The sequence below is a fragment of the Actinocrispum wychmicini genome (genome assembly GCF_004345645.1).
Lineage (GTDB): Bacteria > Actinomycetota > Actinomycetes > Mycobacteriales > Pseudonocardiaceae > Kibdelosporangium > Kibdelosporangium wychmicini.
In genome coordinates this window covers 194,369-212,124 of record NZ_SLWS01000014.1, presented here as the reverse complement: position 1 = coordinate 212,124, position 17,756 = coordinate 194,369, and the positions used below count along the sequence as shown (strand labels likewise).

Below are 17,756 nucleotides of genomic sequence, written 5' to 3'. Positions count from 1 at the left end.
GCCCCGTGCGCAGCACGGGGGCCGTCGGCTATCCGTGCGTCAGGACTCGGTCGCGGTGGTGATGGTGACCGGGTTCTTCGGGGCGCCGTCCGTCGGGCCGTTCTGGCCCGGGGTGATGCCACCGGCCGCGATCTTGTCGATCGTGGTCAGCCCGGCCGGGTCGACGTTGCCGAAGAGGGTGTAGTTCGGGCCCAGCGTGCTGTCCCCGTACACCAGGAAGAACTGGCTCCCGTTGGTGTTCGGGCCGCTGTTGGCCATGGCCAACGCGCCCCTCGGGTAGATCACGGCCTGGCCGGTCGGGTCCGGCTTCAGACCGGTCGGCAGCTCGTCCTTGATCTCGAAGCCGGGGCCGCCGTTGCCCTGGCCGCTCGGGTCGCCGCACTGCAGGACCTTGAGGCTGTCCCCGCCGGTGAGCCGGTGGCACGGCACGCCGTCGTAGTACTTCGACTTCACCAGGTGCTCGATGGCCTGCGCGGTGCACGGCGCCTTCGACCGGTCGATGGTGACCGGGATGTCGCCCTGGTTGGTCTTGAGCAGCACCTTGGCGGTGCCGGTGTTCGGCGTCGGGTCGACGTCCGGCGGCGGGGCGACCTGCTTGGCCGCGGGCGACGACGCGGTCGTGTACTTGCACGGCCCGTTGGTCAACGGCGGCGCCTGAGGTGTCGACGGGGGTGTCGACGCGTCGCTCGGCTGGGCCGCAGGGGTGCTACTGCCCCCACTGTTCAGCACCACCAGGAGGGTGATCAGGCCGGCGACCACCACAACCGCGCCGATGGTGATCCCGGCTGTCCAGATCCGGCGTTTCTTCGCCCGCTCAGCCCTGTTCGCCAGCTGGCGTTCCAGCTTGCGTTTGGCCGCCTCCCGACGTTGCTGGTTTGTCGGCACCTGCACCCTCCCTGGGCCCCAACTCTCGCGCTTGTACCAGCCCCGATGGGGTGGCAGGCGGGCAGTCTATTGGCACCCTGGGTAAGAACCGTGTAGCGGGATGCTGGGACTAGGGTACTGAGGCACCCACCACTCGGTTCGGAGGTCCGTTTACGTGCTCGTCGTCGGCTTTCCCACCGGGGCACTGCAAGCAAACTGTTATCTGATCGCGGCCGGAAAAGGCGAGGCGTGCGTGATCGTCGACCCTGGCCAGGACGCCGCGGAGGCGGTCGAGGAGGCGGTCCGGGAGCACGACCTGTCGCCGGTGGCCGTGGTGCTCACCCACGGGCACTTCGACCACTGTTTCGCGGTCGCGCCGGTGTGCGACGGCAACGACATCCCGGCGTGGGTCCACCCGGACGACCGCGAGCTGCTGAGCGACCCGCTGAAGGGCATCAGCGCCGAGTCGCGGGCGTTCTTCGGCGGCAACCTGGAGATGCGGGAGCCCGCGGAGGTCCGGGAACTGGCCGACGAGGCCGTGCTTGACCTGGCCGGGTTGCACCTGGTCGTGGACCACACCCCGGGGCACACCCGTGGCTCGGTCACGTTCCGCTCCGGCACCGACGAAGGCGGCCGGCTGCTGTTCGCCGGGGACACGCTGTTCGCCGGCTCGATCGGCCGCACCGACCTGCCCGGCGGGGACATCCGGCAGATGGCCCAGTCGCTGCGGACCAAGATCCTCACCCTGGAGGACGACACGGTGGTCCTGCCCGGCCATGGGCCGACCACGACGATCGGGCGGGAGCGCGCCACGAACCCGTTCCTCGCCGGCCTGGCCGAGGGATCCACTGTGCCCGGTCCGTTGCGGGGGCTGTAGCGCCATGGCGGACGAACGGCTGCCGCTCGACCTGATCACCCGGGCCGGCGCGGGCAAACGGTTCCGGATGGCGGCGATCGTGATCGTGATCCTGGCGGCCGCGATCGGCGGGATCGTCGGGCTGATCGGCGGCCGGGTCGCCGGGCTGGTGGGCGCCGCCGCGGTGGCCGTGCCGCTGCTGCTGTTCAGCTGGTCGCAGGCGCGCCGGCGGCTGTGGCTGGACAGCCGGAAGCTCGTGATGCGGGCGTTCGGCCGGCGTTCGGTGGATCTGGCCAAGGCGGATCGGCTGGAGCTGGTCGTGACGAACGTGCGCGCCGTGCGGACGGTGAGCCTGCTCGTGGCCGACACACCCAAAGGCCGGGCGATCAACCTGGCCGTGGCCTCCTACTCCGCCGCCGGTGGCACCGAGCTGGGCATCCTCGCGTTACGCCGGTTGGCCGACGCGCTGGCGGCGAGCGAGAACACCGGCGCGCTCGTGTTCTCCGAACTGCTCGTGGCCCAACTGCGGGCCGAGGCCCGCGAGGAGGGCCTGGCCGGGCGGCCGCTCTACCAGCTGGCCTACGCGGCGCCGGACGGCAAGCTCGCGGTCCGGCTCAAGGCCGAGGCCGTGACGAAGTTCGTGGCTTCGCTGGAGTGACCGCTTCCTGACTGGCCACGACCGCGGCGACGAACGTGGTCACCGGCACGCACGCCACCAGCCCGATGCTGCCGACCAGGGTCCGCACGATCTCCTGCGCGATCGACTGCGACCCTAGGACCGTTCCGAGCCCCGCGCCCGACAGGTACGAGAACAGCAGCACGGGCAGCGCGGCGCCCGCGTACGCCATCACGAGAGTGTTCACCGCGGACCCAACGTGGTCACGCCCGATACGCAGTCCCGCGGCGTACAGCTCCCCTCTCGTCAGCAACGGGTTCGCGCGCCGCAACTCCCACACCGCGCTCGCCTGCGTGACTGTGACGTCGTCCAACACGCCCAACGCGCCGATGACGAGGCCCGCCAGCAGCAGGCCGCGCGTATCAAGCCCGTGCCCCAGTGAGCCGAGCAGCTGCGCGGTGTCCTCATCGAGTCCCGTGAGTTTCGCGACCGCGGTGAACAACGCGCCCAGCCCGCCGATGATGACCAGGCTGATCATCGTGCCCAGCACGGCCGTGGACGTCCGCGCGGTGAACCCGTGTGTCACGTACAGCGCGATGAACATGATCAGCCCGCTGCCGGCGACCGCGACCAGCAACGGGTTCTCCCCGGCGAGAATGGCCGGCAGCACGAACATCAGCAGCACGACAAAGCTCAGGACCAGCGCGACGAGCGCCGCGATCCCCCGGTACCGGCCGAGGACCAGCACCGCGAGCGCGAACAGCAACGCCAGCACGACCAACGGGATCCCGCGCTGGTAGTCGGCGATGCGGTAGGCGTTGGCGTCGGTCGGGTTGCCGCCCGCGAACGCGAGAACCACCTTGTCGCCCACGGTGTAGTGGGTCGACGTCGGATCGTTCGGCTCCCGTTTGGTGATCTCCTTGCCCGGCGCGGCGCCGTCCGCCATCCGGATCACCGTCACCAGGCACGGCCCACCGGTAGTGCCCACCTGGATGTCGTCATCCCGACACGGCCCCTGGGACACCGCGGTGACCTCACCGGACACAGCCGTGACAGGCGCAGCCGGCTTCGGCGTGCCATGAAACGGGTACAGCAGCACAACGCCGATGACCGACGCCAACGCGAACGGCACGAGCAACGCCGTCAGCAACCGCCGGACCCTGGCCGACGCCGGCTCCACCGGCCCATGACCGTGTCCGTGTCCGTTTCCGGGGCCGGCGGTGCCGTTCCGGTTTCCGCGCCGATGCCCGGCTGTGACGGGTTTTTCCGGTTCCAGCCGGACCCTGGGGATCGGTACGGTGTCGTCCTGCACGCGCCCATCCTGCTCCACCCCGGGCATACTTGGGCTATGTACCGGGAGTTCCGGCCGGGTGGCGACACTGTGGACAGTGTGTGGACGAGCACACTGCACGGTGTCCAACGGGTGGTTCCGGACGGGTGCATGGACATCCTGTGGCTGAACGGGCAGCTCGTGGTCGCCGGACCGGACACGTCGGCCCAACTCGCCCCGATCGACGGAACCATTGTGGGCGTTCGGTTCCGGCCCGGAGTCGCGCCCGGTTTCCTCGGCCTTCCAGCGAGCGAGCTGACCGACACCCGGGTCCCGCTGGCGGACCTGTGGGCACCGGACCGGGTGGACCAGCTGGCCGAGGAGATGCTGACCAAGCCACCGGGGCAGGTCCTGCTCGGGCTGGCCGGACAGGCCCGACCCGACCCGTTCGCCGACGCCGTCGTCACCGGCATCCAGTCGGACGTCCGGGGAATGGCCGAGGACATGGGCCTCAGCGAACGGCAACTACACCGCCGGTGCCTGACCCGGTTCGGATACGGCCCCAAGACACTGCACCGCGTCCTGCGCTTCGGCCAGGCCATGGAACTGGCCTACGACGGCGCCGCGTTCTCGGACATCGCCTACCGAATCGGCTACGCCGACCAGGCCCACCTGGCGCGCGAGGTGAAGACGCTGGCCGGAGCCACGCTGACCGAGCTGGTCAGGACGCCGACGTAACCCGGTGCTTGGGTCCCCACGCGGTCCCCGAGGGCATCGATGGCACACAGCGTGATCAGATCGGCCGCCAGGCGATAACATCGTTCTTCACAGATTTCAGAAGAATCATGAGAGCGTGGAGCTTGTCGAGGTGTCAGCGTCAATCACCAACAGTCACGGTGACAGTTATCCCCCGCAAGCGGCTGGCCTGGTCGAGAACCTTCCCCAGCGGGTGACCCCGTCGGCGCAGGAGCGGACAGTCGGCGTGACGAGAATAGGTGACCGCGTGTTACCGCCAATCATGTCAGGCTATGACCCGGTGTTCTCAGAACTGGCGTGTCGTCGTCTTGCCGCGATCGGGATCGACCCGGCGATGTTGAAGTCCCACGTCGAGGTCAAGCTCGCCGCACTCATGATCGACACTGGTCAGACCCAAGCGACAGTGGCCATCAACTACACTCCGTGCGGCTTTGAGGTCCGACGCTTCGCTCCCGACACCTGTCACAGGGTGCTGGACGATATGCTCCCGCCGGGGTACACGTTGACTGTCTACGGAACAACTCAGGACAACGCGCCCTTCGAGTGGACGTACGGGAGGAGGAACGGGTGAAGACAGCCGCAGCCGGACTACTCGCTGATGGCGGCGCTGACCTGCGCAGCCTTCCTCTCGACCTGGACCTCGTCGACCTTCTGCGAACCGCGAACGCCCAACGGCCGAAGCAGGCGTGGACCTTCTATCTCGACCCGTCCGACCGACTCGCCCCATCGCTCACGGTGGGGTTGAACGGGCCGAAGGGTTTTGTGCGCTGGTGGACCGGCAAAGCCACCCTGCGACCGGAGATGGCGACGCTGACCGGCGAGTACGTCGACTACTGGAGCGGTGGCCACCACTTCCAGTCCGACATCGGCGAGGAAGTCCCCGCGGAGTACGTGTTCGCCGTCGTCGTCGAGTTCGTGGCAACGCACCGGCGTCCGGCATGGCTGCGGTGGGAAGACAACGCGGCCTGATCGGTCAGGACGCCGACGTAACCCGGTATACGTCGTACACACCCTCGACGCTGCGCACAGCTTTGAGCACGTGCCCGAGGTGCTTCGGGTCGCCCATCTCGAACGAGAAACGGGACACCGCGACCCGGTCACGGGACGTGGTCACCGAGGCGGAGAGGATGTTGACCCGCTCGTCGGCCAACACCTTGGTCACGTCGGACAGTAACCGGTGCCGGTCCAGGGCTTCCACCTGGATGGCCACCAGGAAGACCGACGAGGCTGACGGTGCCCACTCGACGTCCACCAGGCGGTCGGGCTCGGCCAGCAGGTCGTCCGCGTTCGTGCAGTCCGTCCGGTGCACGGACACGCCGCCACCGCGGGTGACGAAGCCGAGAATGTCGTCGCCGGGTACCGGTGTGCAGCATCGCGCGAGCTTCACCCACACGTCGGACGCGCCCTTGACGACCACGCCCGCGTCGCCGGAGGACCGGCGGCGGGTCACCGTGGACGGAGTGGCCCGCTCGGCCAGCTCCTCCTCGGCGTGTTCCACGCCGCCCAGCAGGGCCACCAGGCGTTGCACGACGTGCCGGCCGGAGGTGTGGCCCTCCCCCACCGCGGCGTACAGCGAGGTGATGTCCGGGTACCGCAGTTCCCGCGACAGCGCGTTCATGGAGTCCACGGACACCAGGCGCTGCATGGGCAGGCCGACCCGGCGGACTTCCTTGGCGATGGCGTCCTTGCCCGCCTCGATCGCCTCTTCCCGACGTTCCTTGGCGAACCACTGCTTGATCTTGGCTCGGGCCCGCGGCGACGCGGCGAACTGCAGCCAGTCCCGGCTCGGGCCGGCGCCTTCCGCCTTGGACGTGAAGACCTCGACGACCTCGCCGTTCTCCAGCTTGCGTTCCAGCGCGACGAGCCGGCCGTTCACGCGCGCGCCGATGCAGCGGTGGCCGACCTCGGTGTGTACGGCGTACGCGAAGTCCACCGGGGTCGAGCCCGCGGGCAGGGTGATCACGTCGCCTTTCGGCGTGAACACGAAGATCTCCTGGGTCGACAGGTCGTACCGCAGCGATTCGAGGAACTCGCCCGGGTCCGCGGCTTCTCGTTGCCAGTCAAGGAGTTGACGCATCCACGCCATCTCGTCGACTTCGACGCCTTTGCTGTCGTGGGTGCCGCGGGTCTCCTTGTAGCGCCAGTGCGCCGCGATGCCGTACTCGGCCGTGTGGTGCATCTCGTGGGTACGGATCTGCACCTCGAGCGGCTTGCCGTCCGGCCCGATCACGGTCGTGTGCAGCGACTGGTACACACCGAAGCGGGGTTGGGCGATGTAGTCCTTGAACCGGCCGGGCATCGGCTGCCACATGGCGTGCACGACACCCATCGCCGCGTAGCAGTCGCGGACGTCCTCCACCATCACCCGGACGCCGACCAGGTCGTGGATGTCGTCGAAGTCGCGGCCGCGCACGATCATCTTCTGGTGGATCGAGTAGTACCGCTTCTGCCGGCCCTCCACCGACGTCTTGATCTTGGCCTCGGCCAGGTGCGTGGTCAGCTCGTCGATGACCGTGTTCAGGTAGTTCTCCCGGGACGGCGCCCGGTTGGCGACCAGGCGCACGATCTCGTTGAACTTCTTCGGCTGCAGGATGGCGAACGCCAGGTCCTCCAGCTCCCACTTCACCGTGGCCATGCCCAGCCGGTGCGCGAGCGGGGCCAGCACCTCCAGGGTCTCCTTGGCCTTGCGGGCCTGCTTCTCCGGCGGCAGGAACCGCATGGTGCGCATGTTGTGCAGCCGGTCCGCGAGCTTGATCACCAGCACCCGCGGGTCCTGCGCCATGGCGATGATCATCTTGCGGATCGTCTCGGCCTCGGCGGCCGTGCCCAGCTTGACCTTGTCCAGCTTGGTGACGCCGTTGACCAGGTGCGCCACCTCGTCGCCGAAGTCGGCGCGCAGCAGCTCCAGCGAGTAGTCGGTGTCCTCCACCGTGTCGTGCAGCAGGGCCGCGACCAGGGTCGTGGTGTCCATGCCCAGCTCGGCGAGGATCGTCGCCACCGCGAGCGGGTGCGTGATGTACGGGTCGCCGGACTTGCGGCGCTGGTGCCGGTGCTTCTCCTCGGCGACGTCGTACGCCTGCTGCAGCAGGCCCAGGTCGGCCTTGGGGTGCAGGTCGCGGTGCACTGCCGCGAGCGGTTCGAGGACCTGCTTGACCGGGGCGGACCGCTGCGCGGTGATCCGGCGCGCCAGCCGGGTGCGGACACGACGCGTCGCCGAGGGCGCCCTCGGGACGGCAGCCGGTTCGATCTCCGGCTTCAGGTTCGCCGCGGCCTCAACGTCGTGACTCACTCACACGCTCCCGCATCACCTGAGCCGTCCGCACCACGAGTGTGGTGTTCTACCGACGAGAATAACGCGTAACCGCAGGTGAACATCTGGACTTCGCGGTAGGCGGCCTGGTTCACACGGTGAGCAGCGCGTGAATCTTACGTCCGACGAGTCGCCGACGACCGCCGAGTGCGCCGATCTCCATCAGCACTGTGATCCCGGCCACTTCTGCCTTGGCGTGTTCGACCAGCTCACAGGCTGCGGCCGCGGTGCCGCCGGTGGCGAGCACGTCGTCGATGACGGCGACCCGCTGGCCAGGTTTGATCAGGTCGGCCGGGATCTCCAACTGGGCCGTGCCGTACTCGAGCGAGTAGGAAGCGTGCCCGCCGACGACGGGCAGTTTGCCGGCTTTGCGCACCGGCACCACACCGAGGCCGCGGGAGTACGCCACGGCGGCGCCGAAGAAGAACCCGCGGGCGTCCACGGCCACGAGCGTGTCCACGTCCTCCAGGGTCGCTGCCATGGCGTCGACGACCGCCCGGAACGCGGCCGGGTCGCCGAGCACGGGCGTGATGTCCTGGAACAGCACGCCCGGCTCGGGGAAGTCCGGCACTCGCCGGATCAGGGCGAGTGCGTCGGTCAACTCCACTACTTCTGCCGCTTGCCCTGAGGTGTCCGGCGCCGGTGCCGGTCCGACGCACGCTGGTTGCGCACCGGGACACCGCCGGCAGCGGCCATCGCCCGCTGGCGACGAGCGTGCGCGTCCACCGCGTCCTTGTCGAACGACTCCGGCTCGTCGTCAGCCACGTCCGCAGCCTCGTCAGACGCGCCCGTCGTCAACCGGGCAGCCCTGGCCTTACGGGCCGAAGCGACCCGCTTGGCCTGCTGCTTGAAGCGCGGGTCGCGCATGGTCATGTCCACCAGCAGCGGCGTGGCGAGCGCGATCGACGAGGACACACCGACGATCAGACCGGTCATCTGGATCAACGCGAGGTCCTGCAGGGTGCCGACACCCAGCAGCAACGCGCCCACCACGAACAGGCCGATCACCGGCAGCAGCGCGATCAACGCGGTGTTGATCGACCGCATCAGGGTCTGGTTCACCGCCAGGTTCGCGGCTTCGCCGTAGGTGCGGCGGGTCAGGCCGAGCAGGCCTCGGGTGTTCTCCTTGACCTTGTCGAACACCACCACCGTGTCGTACAGCGAGAAGCCCAGGATGGTGAGCAGGCCGATCGCGGTCGCCGGGGTGACCTCGAACCCGATCACCGAGTACACGCCGGCGGTGACGATCACGTCGTGGAACAGCGTGACCAGGGCCGCGGCGGCCATCCTGCGTTCGAAGTACAACGCCAGGAACAGCGTCACCAGCACCAGGAACACCAGCAGGGCGATCAGCGCCTGCTGGGTGACCTCGCCGCCCCAGGTGCCGCTGACCGCGCTGTCGCTGATCGTGCCCGTGGGGTGCAGCTGGTTGGTCAGCGCGTTCTTCAGCTTGTCGACGTCGACCGCGTTCAGCGTGATCGTCCGGATCTGGATGGACGCGCTGTTGCCGAGACCGACCGCCTGCACCGCCTCCGGCGTGGCGCCGAGCGCGTCCTGGTAGACCTTGGTGACGTCGTCGGTGCTGATCACCTGGCCGGACGTGGCGCGCGCCTCCAGTTGGACCTTGGTGCCGCCCTTGAAGTCGATGCCGAAGTTGAAGCCCTTGACCGCGATGAACGCGAGGCTCACCACCACCAGGGCCGAGAAGAAGATGTACAGCCCCTTGCGGTGACCGATGACGTCGATCGCGCCGGTGCCGACATACAGCCGGTGGAAGAAGCTCTGCTTCTTGCCTTCTGAGGTACCGCCGGCCACGTCAGGCCTCCTTCACTGCGGGACCGGTACGGCTCGCGGCCGCACGGGAAACACTCTCTCGGTGGGCCGCGCCCAGCCCGACCAGGCCCGGTTTGGACAGGGCCTTGGACGTGGACACGAGCGCCACCAGCGGATGCGTCACCAGGAACACGATGACCAGGTCGAGCACGGTCGACATGCCCAGGGTGAACGCGAAGCCCTTGACCTGGCCGGACGCCAGCAGGTATAGCACGGCGGCGGACAGGAACAGCACCGCGTCGGCGGACAGGATCGTTCGTCGGCCTCGGACCCACGCGCGGGGCACGGCCGACCTGAATGTTCGGCCCTCGCGCATCTCGTCTTTCAGACGTTCGAAGAACACCACGAACGAGTCCGCGGTGAAACCGATCGCGACGATCAGGCCGGCGACACCGGACAGGTCCAGGCTGTAGCCCAGGGCCCGGCCGAACAGCACCAGGATCGAGTACACCAGGCCGAACGACAGGAACAGCGACAGCATGGTGAGCACGCCGAGCAGCCGGTAGTAGAACAGGCAGTAGATGAACACCAGGCCGAGGCCGATCGCGCCGGCGATCAGGCCGGCCCGCAGCGACGTCAGGCCGAGCGTGGCGGACACGGTCTCCGCGTCGGACGAGTCGAACGACAGCGGCAGCGAGCCGAACTTCAGCACGTTCGCCAGGTCGGTCGCGGTCTTCTGGTTGAACTGACCGGTGATCTGGGTGTTGCCGCCGGGGATCGCGCCCTGGATGGTCGGCGCCGAGACCACGGCCGTGTCGAGCACGAACGCGGCCTGCTTGCCGACGTTGGCGGCGGTGAACTTGGCCCAGATGTCCGAGCCCTCACCGTTGAAGTTCATGTTCACCTGGTAGCCGGCGCCCTGGGTGTTCGGCGAGGCGTTGGCGTCGGTGATGTCCTGGCCCTTGAGGAACTGCTTGCCCAGCAGGTACTTGACCTGGCCCTTCTGGTCGCAGGTGACCAGCGGCAGGTTCACGTCGTCGTTGCCGATCAGCGGGTCCTTGCCCTGGCAGGTCGTGGTCGCGTACGCGGCCTGGATCGCGGCCTGGTCCGGGGCCTGGGCGTTGCCGCCGTCGTCGGCGGTCGCCAGCGCCGGGTTCTGCCGGATGTCCCTGGCCTGCTTGATCTGCGCGGCGACCTCTGGGCTGACCGCGCCCGTGCCGGTACCCGAGCTGGTGCCGGAGTTGTTGGACGGCGGCGGGTTCGAACTGGGTGGGTTCGAACTGGGCGGCGGGCTGCTCGCGCCGGTGGACGGCTGCTGCGCCACGTGCGGTGCCACGGCGCCCTGCGGCGCGCCGCTGGACGGGGGCGGACTGGACGGGGGCGGCGAGGACTGCTGCTGCGACCCGGACGGTTGCTGGGCACCCGACGGCTGTTGCGAGCCGGACGGCTGCTGGGAGCCGCTGGCGGGCGGTTGGGACGGGTTGGTGGCCGGCGGTGCGGGCTGGTTCGGCTGCTGGTCGAGCACCTTGCGGAAGCCCAGCAGCGCCGTCTGGCCGAGTTCCTTGGCCTTGTCGCCGCCCTCACCGGGGACCGTGATGACGATGTTGTTGCCGTCAAGCACAACCTCGGCACCGCTGATGCCCTGGCCGTTGACGCGGGTCTCGATGAGCTGCCTCGCCTGGTTCAGCGACTCCTGCGGGGCGGGGCCGCCGTTCAGCGTCCGCGCGGTCAGCACGACGCGGGTGCCGCCCTTCAGGTCGATGCCGAGCTTGGGAATCGGCTTGTGATCCCCGGTGCCGAACACCAGCCCGTAGAGAACCGCGATGATCCCGATGAAGAAGGCGAGATAACGAACGGGGCGGAATTGCCCTGCCGATGGTGCCACGTCGGTCCGTCTCTCTGTCCGTAGTCACTGGCGCGGTCGTGGTCATGACGCTGCGCCCGCACCCGATCACTATTGGGTGAGGGCGCAGCGTACCGCGCACCTGGTGTGGTATCTGTGTCTGCTACTTACCAGTTATCGCTTTTTCGGGGTCTCGACCGCCGCCTTGGCGTTGACCTTCTCCGGCTCGTCCACGTGCTCGGTCTCCGGCTCGTCGACCAGCTCGCCCGGCTCCTCGACCTCGTCGATGACCTCGGCCTCGTCGACGTACTCCTCCTCCGGGCCAACCTTCTCGCGGACGGCGGCGCGCAGCCACGTGGTCACGACACCGTCGGCGATCTCCAGGTCGACCGTCGCGTCGTCGTCGGTGTTCGCGACGGTGGCGTACAGGCCGGACGTGGTCATCACACGGTCACCGACGCCGATCGAGTTCTGCAGTTGCTGCTGCTGCTGCGCCGCCCTTTTCTGCTTGCGGCTCATCAGCACCATGGGGACGATGAGCACCGCGATCAGCAGAAACGGAAGCAGTTGACTCAGGTTCATTTCTCTCCGTTCGGCGGACATCCCGTTGGAGTGGAAATGCCCGAATTGTTCTGTTGCCCTGCCGCCGAGTGTGCCAGCTCCACGCGCGGGGGAGCCAGCCACTCTGTGCGCACGATCACTCGCCGAACAGGGTAGGCGTGGCCTGACCTGGCGCGTCGCCCGGGGCTCGCAACCCGAGGTGTTGCCACGCGGCCGCGGTCGCGACCCGGCCACGAGGCGTCCTTGCCAGCATGCCAGCCCGTACCAGGTACGGCTCGCACACCTCCTCCACGGTAGTCGACTCTTCGCCCACGGCCACGGCCAAAGTCGAAATACCGACCGGCCCGCCGCCGAACGACCGCACCAACGCGCCCAGTACGGCCCGGTCAAGGCGGTCCAGCCCGAGTTCGTCGACGTCGTAGACCGCGAGTGCGGAGTGGGCGACTTCCCTCGTCACAGCGCCGTTCGCGCGCACTTCGGCATAGTCCCGGACCCGCCGCAGCAGGCGGTTGGCGATCCGTGGCGTGCCGCGGGACCGGCTGGCGATCTCGGCCGCGCCGTCCGGCCTGAGGTCCACACCGAGGATGACGGCCGACCGGGTGAGCACCTGCTCCAGTTCGTGCGGTTCGTAGAACTCCATGTGCGCGGTGAAACCGAAACGATCCCGCAACGGTCCGGTCAACATGCCGGACCGGGTGGTGGCGCCGACCAGGGTGAACGGCGCGATGTCCAGCGGGATGCTGGTCGCCCCGGGCCCCTTGCCGACCACCACGTCCACCCGGAAGTCCTCCATGGCCAGGTACAGCATCTCCTCGGCCGGCCGGGCGATCCGGTGGATCTCGTCGATGAACAGCACGTCGCCCTCAAGCAGGTTGGACAGCATCGCGGCCAGGTCGCCAGCACGTTCCAGGGCCGGCCCGGACGTGATCCGGATGGCGCTGCCCAACTCGGCCGCGATGATCATCGAGAGGCTGGTCTTGCCCAGGCCGGGCGGGCCGGACAGCAGGACGTGGTCGGGCGGCGAGCCGCGCCGCATCGCGCCTTCGAGCACCAGTTGCAGCTGTTCACGGACCCGCGCCTGGCCGACGAACTCGCTCAGCCGCTTGGGTCGCAGGCTCGATTCGACGTCCCGTTCCTCCGGCACGGCCAGTGGCGAGAGGGTCGTGTCCGCGTCCATCTCGGTGTCCATGTCCGTGTCCATGTCGCCGTCGTTCACAGCGTCACCGCTTGCGGCCCAGCACGGCCAACGACTTGCGCAGCACCACCGCGGTGTCCCCCGCCGAGTTATCCGCGAGCACACCGTCCACGGCCTGTTCCGCGGCGCGTTGCGCGAACCCGAGCCCCACCAACGCCTCCACCACGGACGCCCGCACCACGCTCGCCGACGGCGCGGCCACGGCCGGCTCGCCACTGGGCAGGCTGCCGACCTTGTCCCGCAGCTCGATGATCAGCCGCTCCGCGCCTTTCTTGCCGATCCCGGGGACCTGGGTGAGCATGCTGATGTTGCCCTCGGCCAGCGCGGCCCGCAGCTTGTCCGGTTCCAGCACGGCGAGCATGGCCAGCGCCAGCCGGGGGCCGATCCCGGACACGGTCAGCAGCAGCCAGAACAGGTCGCGGGCGTCCACGTCGGCGAAGCCGAAGAGGGTGAGCGAGTCCTCGCGGACGATCAGGGCGGTCGCCAGCCGCGCCTCCTCCCCACGCCGGAGCATGGCCAGCGTGGACGGCGCGGCCTGGACCGCGAACCCGATCCCACCGACCTCGATCACGACGTGGTCGAGCCCCACGGACAACACCGGTCCGCGTACCGACGAGATCACCGCGTGATACCTCCTGCCCGACGCCCTGTCATCGGCTGGCCCCTCCTGCTTTGCGTGCCTGTGCCAGGCGCGCCTTGTGCACCCGCGCCAACTCTGCGGCGCGTTGTTCCGCTTCGGCGAGACGGGCTCGCATCGGCGCGCGCCAAATGTGGCAGATGGCCAAGGCGAGCGCGTCAGCGGCGTCCGCGGTGCCGGGACGTTCCTGGAGGCTCAGCAGGCGCATGACCATCGCGGTCACCTGCGCCTTGTCCGCCCGTCCGGATCCCGTCACGGCCGCTTTGACCTCGCTGGGGGTGTGGAACTCGACCTTCAGGCCGCGCCTGGCCGCCGCGACCGCCACCACCCCGCCGGCCTGTGCCGTGCCCATCGCGGTCTGCACGTTGTACTGACTGAACACCCGCTCGACCGCGACCACATCGGGTTTGTGCAGGTCCAGCCAGCTTTCGACGAAGTCGGAGACAGCGAGGAGACGGCTGGCCAGATCCGCGTCGACCGGCGTCCGCACCGTGTCCACGGCGACGCAGGTGACCTTCCGGCCGGTCCCGCCGTCGACCACGGCCACACCGCACCTGGTCAGGCCCGGGTCGACACCGAGCACGCGCACACCATCACCCCTTGTGGAACATTCGTTCGAGAGCGTAACGGGTCGCCGTTGGCCGGCCGCGCAGGACACGCGGGAAGATGGCGGCATGGGGCCCCAGGAGATCATCGAGGCGCTCGGACTCAAGCCGCTCCCGGTCGAAGGCGGCCTGTTCGCCGAGCACCTCCAGGACGAGCACGCGTCCTCGATCTACTACATGCTCGTCGCGCCGCAGTTCTCGGCGTTGCACCGGCTCACGCACCTGGAACTGTTCGTGCACCACGCGGGCGCGCCGGCCCGGATGTTCCTGCTGCACCCGGACGGGACCGTCGAACGACCCGTCCTCGGCATGGATCTGGCCGCGGGCGAACGGCCACAGGTCATCGTCCCCGCCGGCACCTGGCAGGCGACCGAGACGCTCGGTGAATGGAGCCTGCTGGGCACGGTCATGGCGCCGCCGTACGCCGAAGACGGCGTGACGTTCGCGGACGACACCCTGGCCGACCGGTTTCCGGACCACGCGACGGAGATCCGCCGGCTGCTTTGAGGCTGCGCGACACGTCCTCCCAGCGGTCGCGCAGCCCATGCTGGTCAGCCGGGTCGCGAGGGCAGGTGAACACGGCTGACCGGGTCTAACAGGGCGCCGCCTGGACGAGATCGCGGGTGACCTCGTGCAGGCAGGCGCACCCGCACAGCCCGAGCGCCCGGTCGGTCTCGTCGCGCAGGAGCTCAAGGACCTGCGTCACGCCGGCCGCACCGGCCACGGCGAGGCCCCAGATCACCGGCCGGCCGACGGCCACCGCGGACGCTCCGAGCGCGAGGGCCTTCACAACGTCCGTGCCGCGCCGGACACCGCCGTCGAGCAGGACCGGGATCCGGCCGTTCACCGCTTCGGCCACGTCCGGCAACGCGTCGATGGTGGCCATGGCCGTGTCCAGCTGGCGGCCGCCGTGGTTCGACACGATGACGCCGCTGACGCCGTGGCCCACCGCCATCACCGCGTCCAGCGGATGCATCAGTCCTTTGAGGACGATCGGCAGCGCGGTCGTGGCGCGCAGCCGGTCGATGTGCTCCCAGCTCAACTCCGGGGTGGACTCGATCTGCCGGACACCGCGTTCGCCCGCGATGCCGCGGAGGTTCTCGCAGTGCAGGCCCTCAGGCAGGTCATGGAACCCGTTGCGGTGGTCACGTTCGCGCCGGCCGAACACCGTCAGGTCGACCGTCACCACCAACGCCCGGCAGCCCGCGCGTTCCGCGCGCCGCACAAGAGCTTCGGTCACCGCCCAGTCGGGTTGGACGTACAGCTGGAACCACAGCGCGAGGCTTTGGCCGCCGGCGTCGGCGATGTCCTCGATCGCGACCGTGGACCCCATGCTGACGATCATGATCGCGCCCGCCGCGGCCGCCGCCCGCGCGGTCAACTTCTCGCCCTCCGGGTGGGCGAGGCGGTGGAACGCGGTCGGCGCGATCAGCACCGGCATGGTCGCGTCCATGCCCAGCAACGACACGCCCAGCTCACGGGTGGCCGGCCCGCGCAGCACGCGGGGCAACAGGCGCAGACGGCCGAACGCGGACTCGTTCGCCCGCAAGGTCACCTCGTCCTCGGCGCCGCCCGCGACGAAGTCGTACACGTCCGCCGGCAGCCGGTCGCGGGCCAGCGCCTCGAACTCCCTGATCGACAACGGCATCAGCGTGTTGCCGCCGTCAGGATGGTCTGCAGCAGGCGCTCCGCGAAGAACTCGGTCAACCGTCTGCGACGGACTGCGTCGCTTGTCAGGTCGTTCTCGACGGCATTGTGGTCGGCAAGGAGCGTGGCGCGGAAGAAGTGCCGGATGACAGTGCGCGGCGAGGCTGGTTCGCGGTTCGGTGTGATCGTGAAGTAGTCGTCGGCCAGCGCGTGGTCGTGCAGGTAGTCGACGGGGATCTCCTCGTAGTAGCTGGCCAGCCGGCCGGCGGGGACGATCACGTCGGCGAACTGGCGCCGCAGGAATGAACCGCGGCCCAGCACCACCTCGGTCAGGACGGTCGGATCCGCCTGATGACACGTGTTCGGCCAGTCGACGCCGTGGTACTTGCGCTCCAGGATCCTGTGCAACGCGCGGACCTGCGTGAGGGTGCCGGCGAAGTACACGCCCGGCACGTTGGTGGACTCCCGTTCGCTGGTCCGCGCCGGCGACCTGCCGTCGGTCGCCAGGTCCAGCCCGGGAATGTCCAACGGCGACGCGGCGATCACCGTCGGGGCCATGATCACCTCGCCGTTCGGGTCGACCGCGCGGAAAAGCTTGTCCTTGCGCACTTCCGCGACCGCGTCGACGACAAGACAGTCGTGGCCGGCCTGGCTCAGGAAGTGCCCCAGTCGCATCCCGGCCGACCCCGCTCCGATCACCAGATAGTCCATGCTCGTGACCAATGCGTCTCCTTTCGGGGAGGCGGCTCCGGGGCGCTTGTTTCAGCACTGCATATGGGGAGATAACGCGAGCACGGACGGTTCTGTTCAATGCTCAACCGATATTTATGGGGCAAAAATTGGGGCTTTGTTGCCACAAGTGTGCTATTGCGCCGTTGTCGCATGCCTGATCGGGCATATACCGTGCTGCCATGGGACACGGACACGGTCATGGGCATCACCATGACACCAGCCGTGAAGGCATGCGGGCGCTATGGATTTCGCTCGCGGTCCTCGCAGCGACGGCATTGCTCCAAGCGGTCGTCGTGGTGTTGAGCGGTTCGGTCGCGCTGCTGTCGGACACTCTGCACAACGTCGCCGACGCGTTGACTGCTGTACCGGTTGGCATCGCGTTCCTCCTAGGGCGTCGACACGCGAGCACACGGTTCACATACGGATACGGCCGCGCGGAGGACATCGCGGGCATCGTCGTCGTGCTCGTAATCGGGGCGTCGGCGATCGCGGCCGCCGTCGAGTCCGTGCAACGGCTGTCGTCGCCTGCGTCATTGCGGGACCTGCCCGCAGTGGCAGGCGCGGCGATCGTGGGTTTCCTGGGCAACGAGATCGCGGCCCGAGTGCGCATCCGTACCGGCCGCCGGATCGGGTCTGCGGTGTTGGTGGCCGACGGCATGCACGCGCGCACTGACGCGTTGACGTCCCTCGCGGTGCTGCTGTCGGTGTTCGGGTCCGCGTTCGGGTTGACGTGGATGGACCCCGTCGTGGGGCTGGCGATCGCCGCGATGATCGCGGTCGTCACGTACTCCGCGGCCCGGCAAGTGTTGGCGCGCTTGATGGACGCCGTCGACCCGGCAGTCGTCGACCAGGCCGGGATCGCCCTGCGAGCGACCGACGGCGTGGAGGGCATCGACCGGATCCGGATGCGGTGGATCGGCCACGACCTGCACGCCGAGGTGGAGCTCACAGTCGGCGGATCGATGTCCCTGCAGGACGCACACGAGATCGCACACCGCGCCGAGCATTGCCTGCACCACGCACTTCCGCGCGTCCGTTCGGCCACTGTTCACGTAAACCCCAGCGGTGCGCACCTTTGACGACCTATCTTC

The 17,756-nt window shown here is 68.9% G+C and carries 19 protein-coding genes; 7 read left to right on the top strand and 12 right to left on the bottom strand.

The annotated features are described in order from the left end of the window. Positions 1 to 39: 39 nt before the first annotated feature. The gene (locus EV192_RS56480) at positions 40 to 885 is read right to left on the bottom strand and encodes a peptidylprolyl isomerase (RefSeq protein ID WP_243727495.1); all 846 of its coding nucleotides are present in this window, start codon (positions 883 to 885) and stop codon (positions 40 to 42) included. A 154-nt stretch (positions 886 to 1,039) separates the two neighbouring features. Here EV192_RS56480 and EV192_RS45970 point away from each other — a divergent pair, with 154 nt between their 5' ends. Together EV192_RS45970 and EV192_RS45965 are read left to right on the top strand one after the other, a co-directional pair. After that, positions 1,040 to 1,741, top strand: a complete 702-nt coding sequence (locus EV192_RS45970) for an MBL fold metallo-hydrolase (protein WP_132125067.1) — start codon at positions 1,040 to 1,042, stop codon at positions 1,739 to 1,741. Positions 1,742 to 1,745: 4 nt separating this feature from the next. Further along, positions 1,746 to 2,378, top strand: coding sequence for a hypothetical protein (locus tag EV192_RS45965; RefSeq protein ID WP_132125066.1), 633 nt, complete (start codon positions 1,746 to 1,748; stop codon positions 2,376 to 2,378). On the opposite strand, the gene EV192_RS45960 is transcribed toward EV192_RS45965, so the two are convergent. Then, entirely contained in the window at positions 2,335 to 3,648 is a 1,314-nt protein-coding gene (locus EV192_RS45960; protein ID WP_243727494.1) for a YibE/F family protein, read from the bottom strand. The two genes, EV192_RS45965 and EV192_RS45960, sit on opposite strands and share 44 nt — an antisense overlap. 36 nt (positions 3,649 to 3,684) lie before the next feature. Here EV192_RS45960 and EV192_RS45955 point away from each other — a divergent pair, with 36 nt between their 5' ends. The 3 genes from EV192_RS45955 to EV192_RS45945 all read left to right on the top strand — a co-directional run bounded on the left by EV192_RS45955 (position 3,685) and on the right by EV192_RS45945 (position 5,331). After that, positions 3,685 to 4,344 carry an AraC family transcriptional regulator gene (locus tag EV192_RS45955; protein ID WP_132125064.1) on the top strand — a complete coding sequence of 220 codons (660 nt, stop codon included), beginning with the start codon at positions 3,685 to 3,687 and terminating at the stop codon, positions 4,342 to 4,344. A 115-nt stretch (positions 4,345 to 4,459) separates the two neighbouring features. Then, positions 4,460 to 4,933 (top strand): DddA-like double-stranded DNA deaminase toxin, encoded by a 474-nt coding sequence (locus EV192_RS45950; RefSeq protein ID WP_132125063.1) that lies wholly within the window; start codon positions 4,460 to 4,462, stop codon positions 4,931 to 4,933. Further along, a complete protein-coding gene (locus EV192_RS45945; protein ID WP_165960949.1) occupies positions 4,930 to 5,331 on the top strand; it encodes an Imm1 family immunity protein in 402 nt (133 codons plus the stop codon). Before EV192_RS45950 ends, EV192_RS45945 begins: the two co-directional genes overlap by 4 nt. 4 nt (positions 5,332 to 5,335) lie before the next feature. Here the strand turns inward: EV192_RS45945 and EV192_RS45940 are convergent, their stop codons facing one another. From EV192_RS45940 to ruvC, 8 genes are all read right to left on the bottom strand, one after another. Then, complete coding sequence (locus EV192_RS45940) at positions 5,336 to 7,651, bottom strand: RelA/SpoT family protein (RefSeq protein WP_132125061.1); 2,316 nt, start codon at positions 7,649 to 7,651, stop codon at positions 5,336 to 5,338. Between the two features lie 112 nt (positions 7,652 to 7,763). Then, positions 7,764 to 8,279, bottom strand: coding sequence for an adenine phosphoribosyltransferase (locus tag EV192_RS45935; protein ID WP_132125060.1), 516 nt, complete (start codon positions 8,277 to 8,279; stop codon positions 7,764 to 7,766). Then, positions 8,279 to 9,487: a protein translocase subunit SecF gene (secF, locus tag EV192_RS45930; protein ID WP_132125059.1), complete on the bottom strand. Its 1,209-nt coding sequence runs from the start codon at positions 9,485 to 9,487 to the stop codon at positions 8,279 to 8,281. Before secF ends, EV192_RS45935 begins: the two co-directional genes overlap by 1 nt. Position 9,488: 1 nt before the next feature. Beyond that, on the bottom strand, positions 9,489 to 11,330 hold the full coding sequence (gene secD / locus EV192_RS45925; RefSeq protein WP_132125058.1) for a protein translocase subunit SecD: 1,842 nt from the start codon (positions 11,328 to 11,330) through the stop codon (positions 9,489 to 9,491). Between the two features lie 132 nt (positions 11,331 to 11,462). After that, positions 11,463 to 11,870 carry a preprotein translocase subunit YajC gene (gene yajC / locus EV192_RS45920; protein WP_132125057.1) on the bottom strand — a complete coding sequence of 136 codons (408 nt, stop codon included), beginning with the start codon at positions 11,868 to 11,870 and terminating at the stop codon, positions 11,463 to 11,465. A gap of 115 nt (positions 11,871 to 11,985) precedes the next feature. Continuing rightward, positions 11,986 to 13,038, bottom strand: coding sequence for a Holliday junction branch migration DNA helicase RuvB (gene ruvB, locus EV192_RS45915; RefSeq protein WP_243727505.1), 1,053 nt, complete (start codon positions 13,036 to 13,038; stop codon positions 11,986 to 11,988). A 31-nt stretch (positions 13,039 to 13,069) separates the two neighbouring features. Next, on the bottom strand, positions 13,070 to 13,666 hold the full coding sequence (gene ruvA, locus EV192_RS45910) for a Holliday junction branch migration protein RuvA (RefSeq protein WP_132125056.1): 597 nt from the start codon (positions 13,664 to 13,666) through the stop codon (positions 13,070 to 13,072). 28 nt (positions 13,667 to 13,694) lie between these two features. Next, complete coding sequence (gene ruvC / locus EV192_RS45905) at positions 13,695 to 14,270, bottom strand: crossover junction endodeoxyribonuclease RuvC (RefSeq protein WP_165960948.1); 576 nt, start codon at positions 14,268 to 14,270, stop codon at positions 13,695 to 13,697. Between the two features lie 85 nt (positions 14,271 to 14,355). On the opposite strand from ruvC, the gene EV192_RS45900 reads away from it, so the two are divergent. Beyond that, positions 14,356 to 14,793 (top strand): cupin domain-containing protein, encoded by a 438-nt coding sequence (locus EV192_RS45900; protein WP_132125054.1) that lies wholly within the window; start codon positions 14,356 to 14,358, stop codon positions 14,791 to 14,793. Positions 14,794 to 14,878: 85 nt separating this feature from the next. On the opposite strand, the gene EV192_RS45895 is transcribed toward EV192_RS45900, so the two are convergent. Together EV192_RS45895 and EV192_RS55145 are read right to left on the bottom strand one after the other, a co-directional pair. Continuing rightward, on the bottom strand, positions 14,879 to 15,934 hold the full coding sequence (locus EV192_RS45895) for an alpha-hydroxy acid oxidase (protein WP_132125138.1): 1,056 nt from the start codon (positions 15,932 to 15,934) through the stop codon (positions 14,879 to 14,881). After that, on the bottom strand, positions 15,934 to 16,656 hold the full coding sequence (locus EV192_RS55145) for an FAD-dependent monooxygenase (protein ID WP_243727493.1): 723 nt from the start codon (positions 16,654 to 16,656) through the stop codon (positions 15,934 to 15,936). The genes EV192_RS45895 and EV192_RS55145 overlap by 1 nt, the downstream gene beginning before the upstream one ends. A 188-nt stretch (positions 16,657 to 16,844) precedes the next feature. On the opposite strand from EV192_RS55145, the gene EV192_RS45885 reads away from it, so the two are divergent. Beyond that, entirely contained in the window at positions 16,845 to 17,744 is a 900-nt protein-coding gene (locus EV192_RS45885) for a cation diffusion facilitator family transporter (RefSeq protein ID WP_132125053.1), read from the top strand. Positions 17,745 to 17,756: the final 12 nt, after the last annotated feature.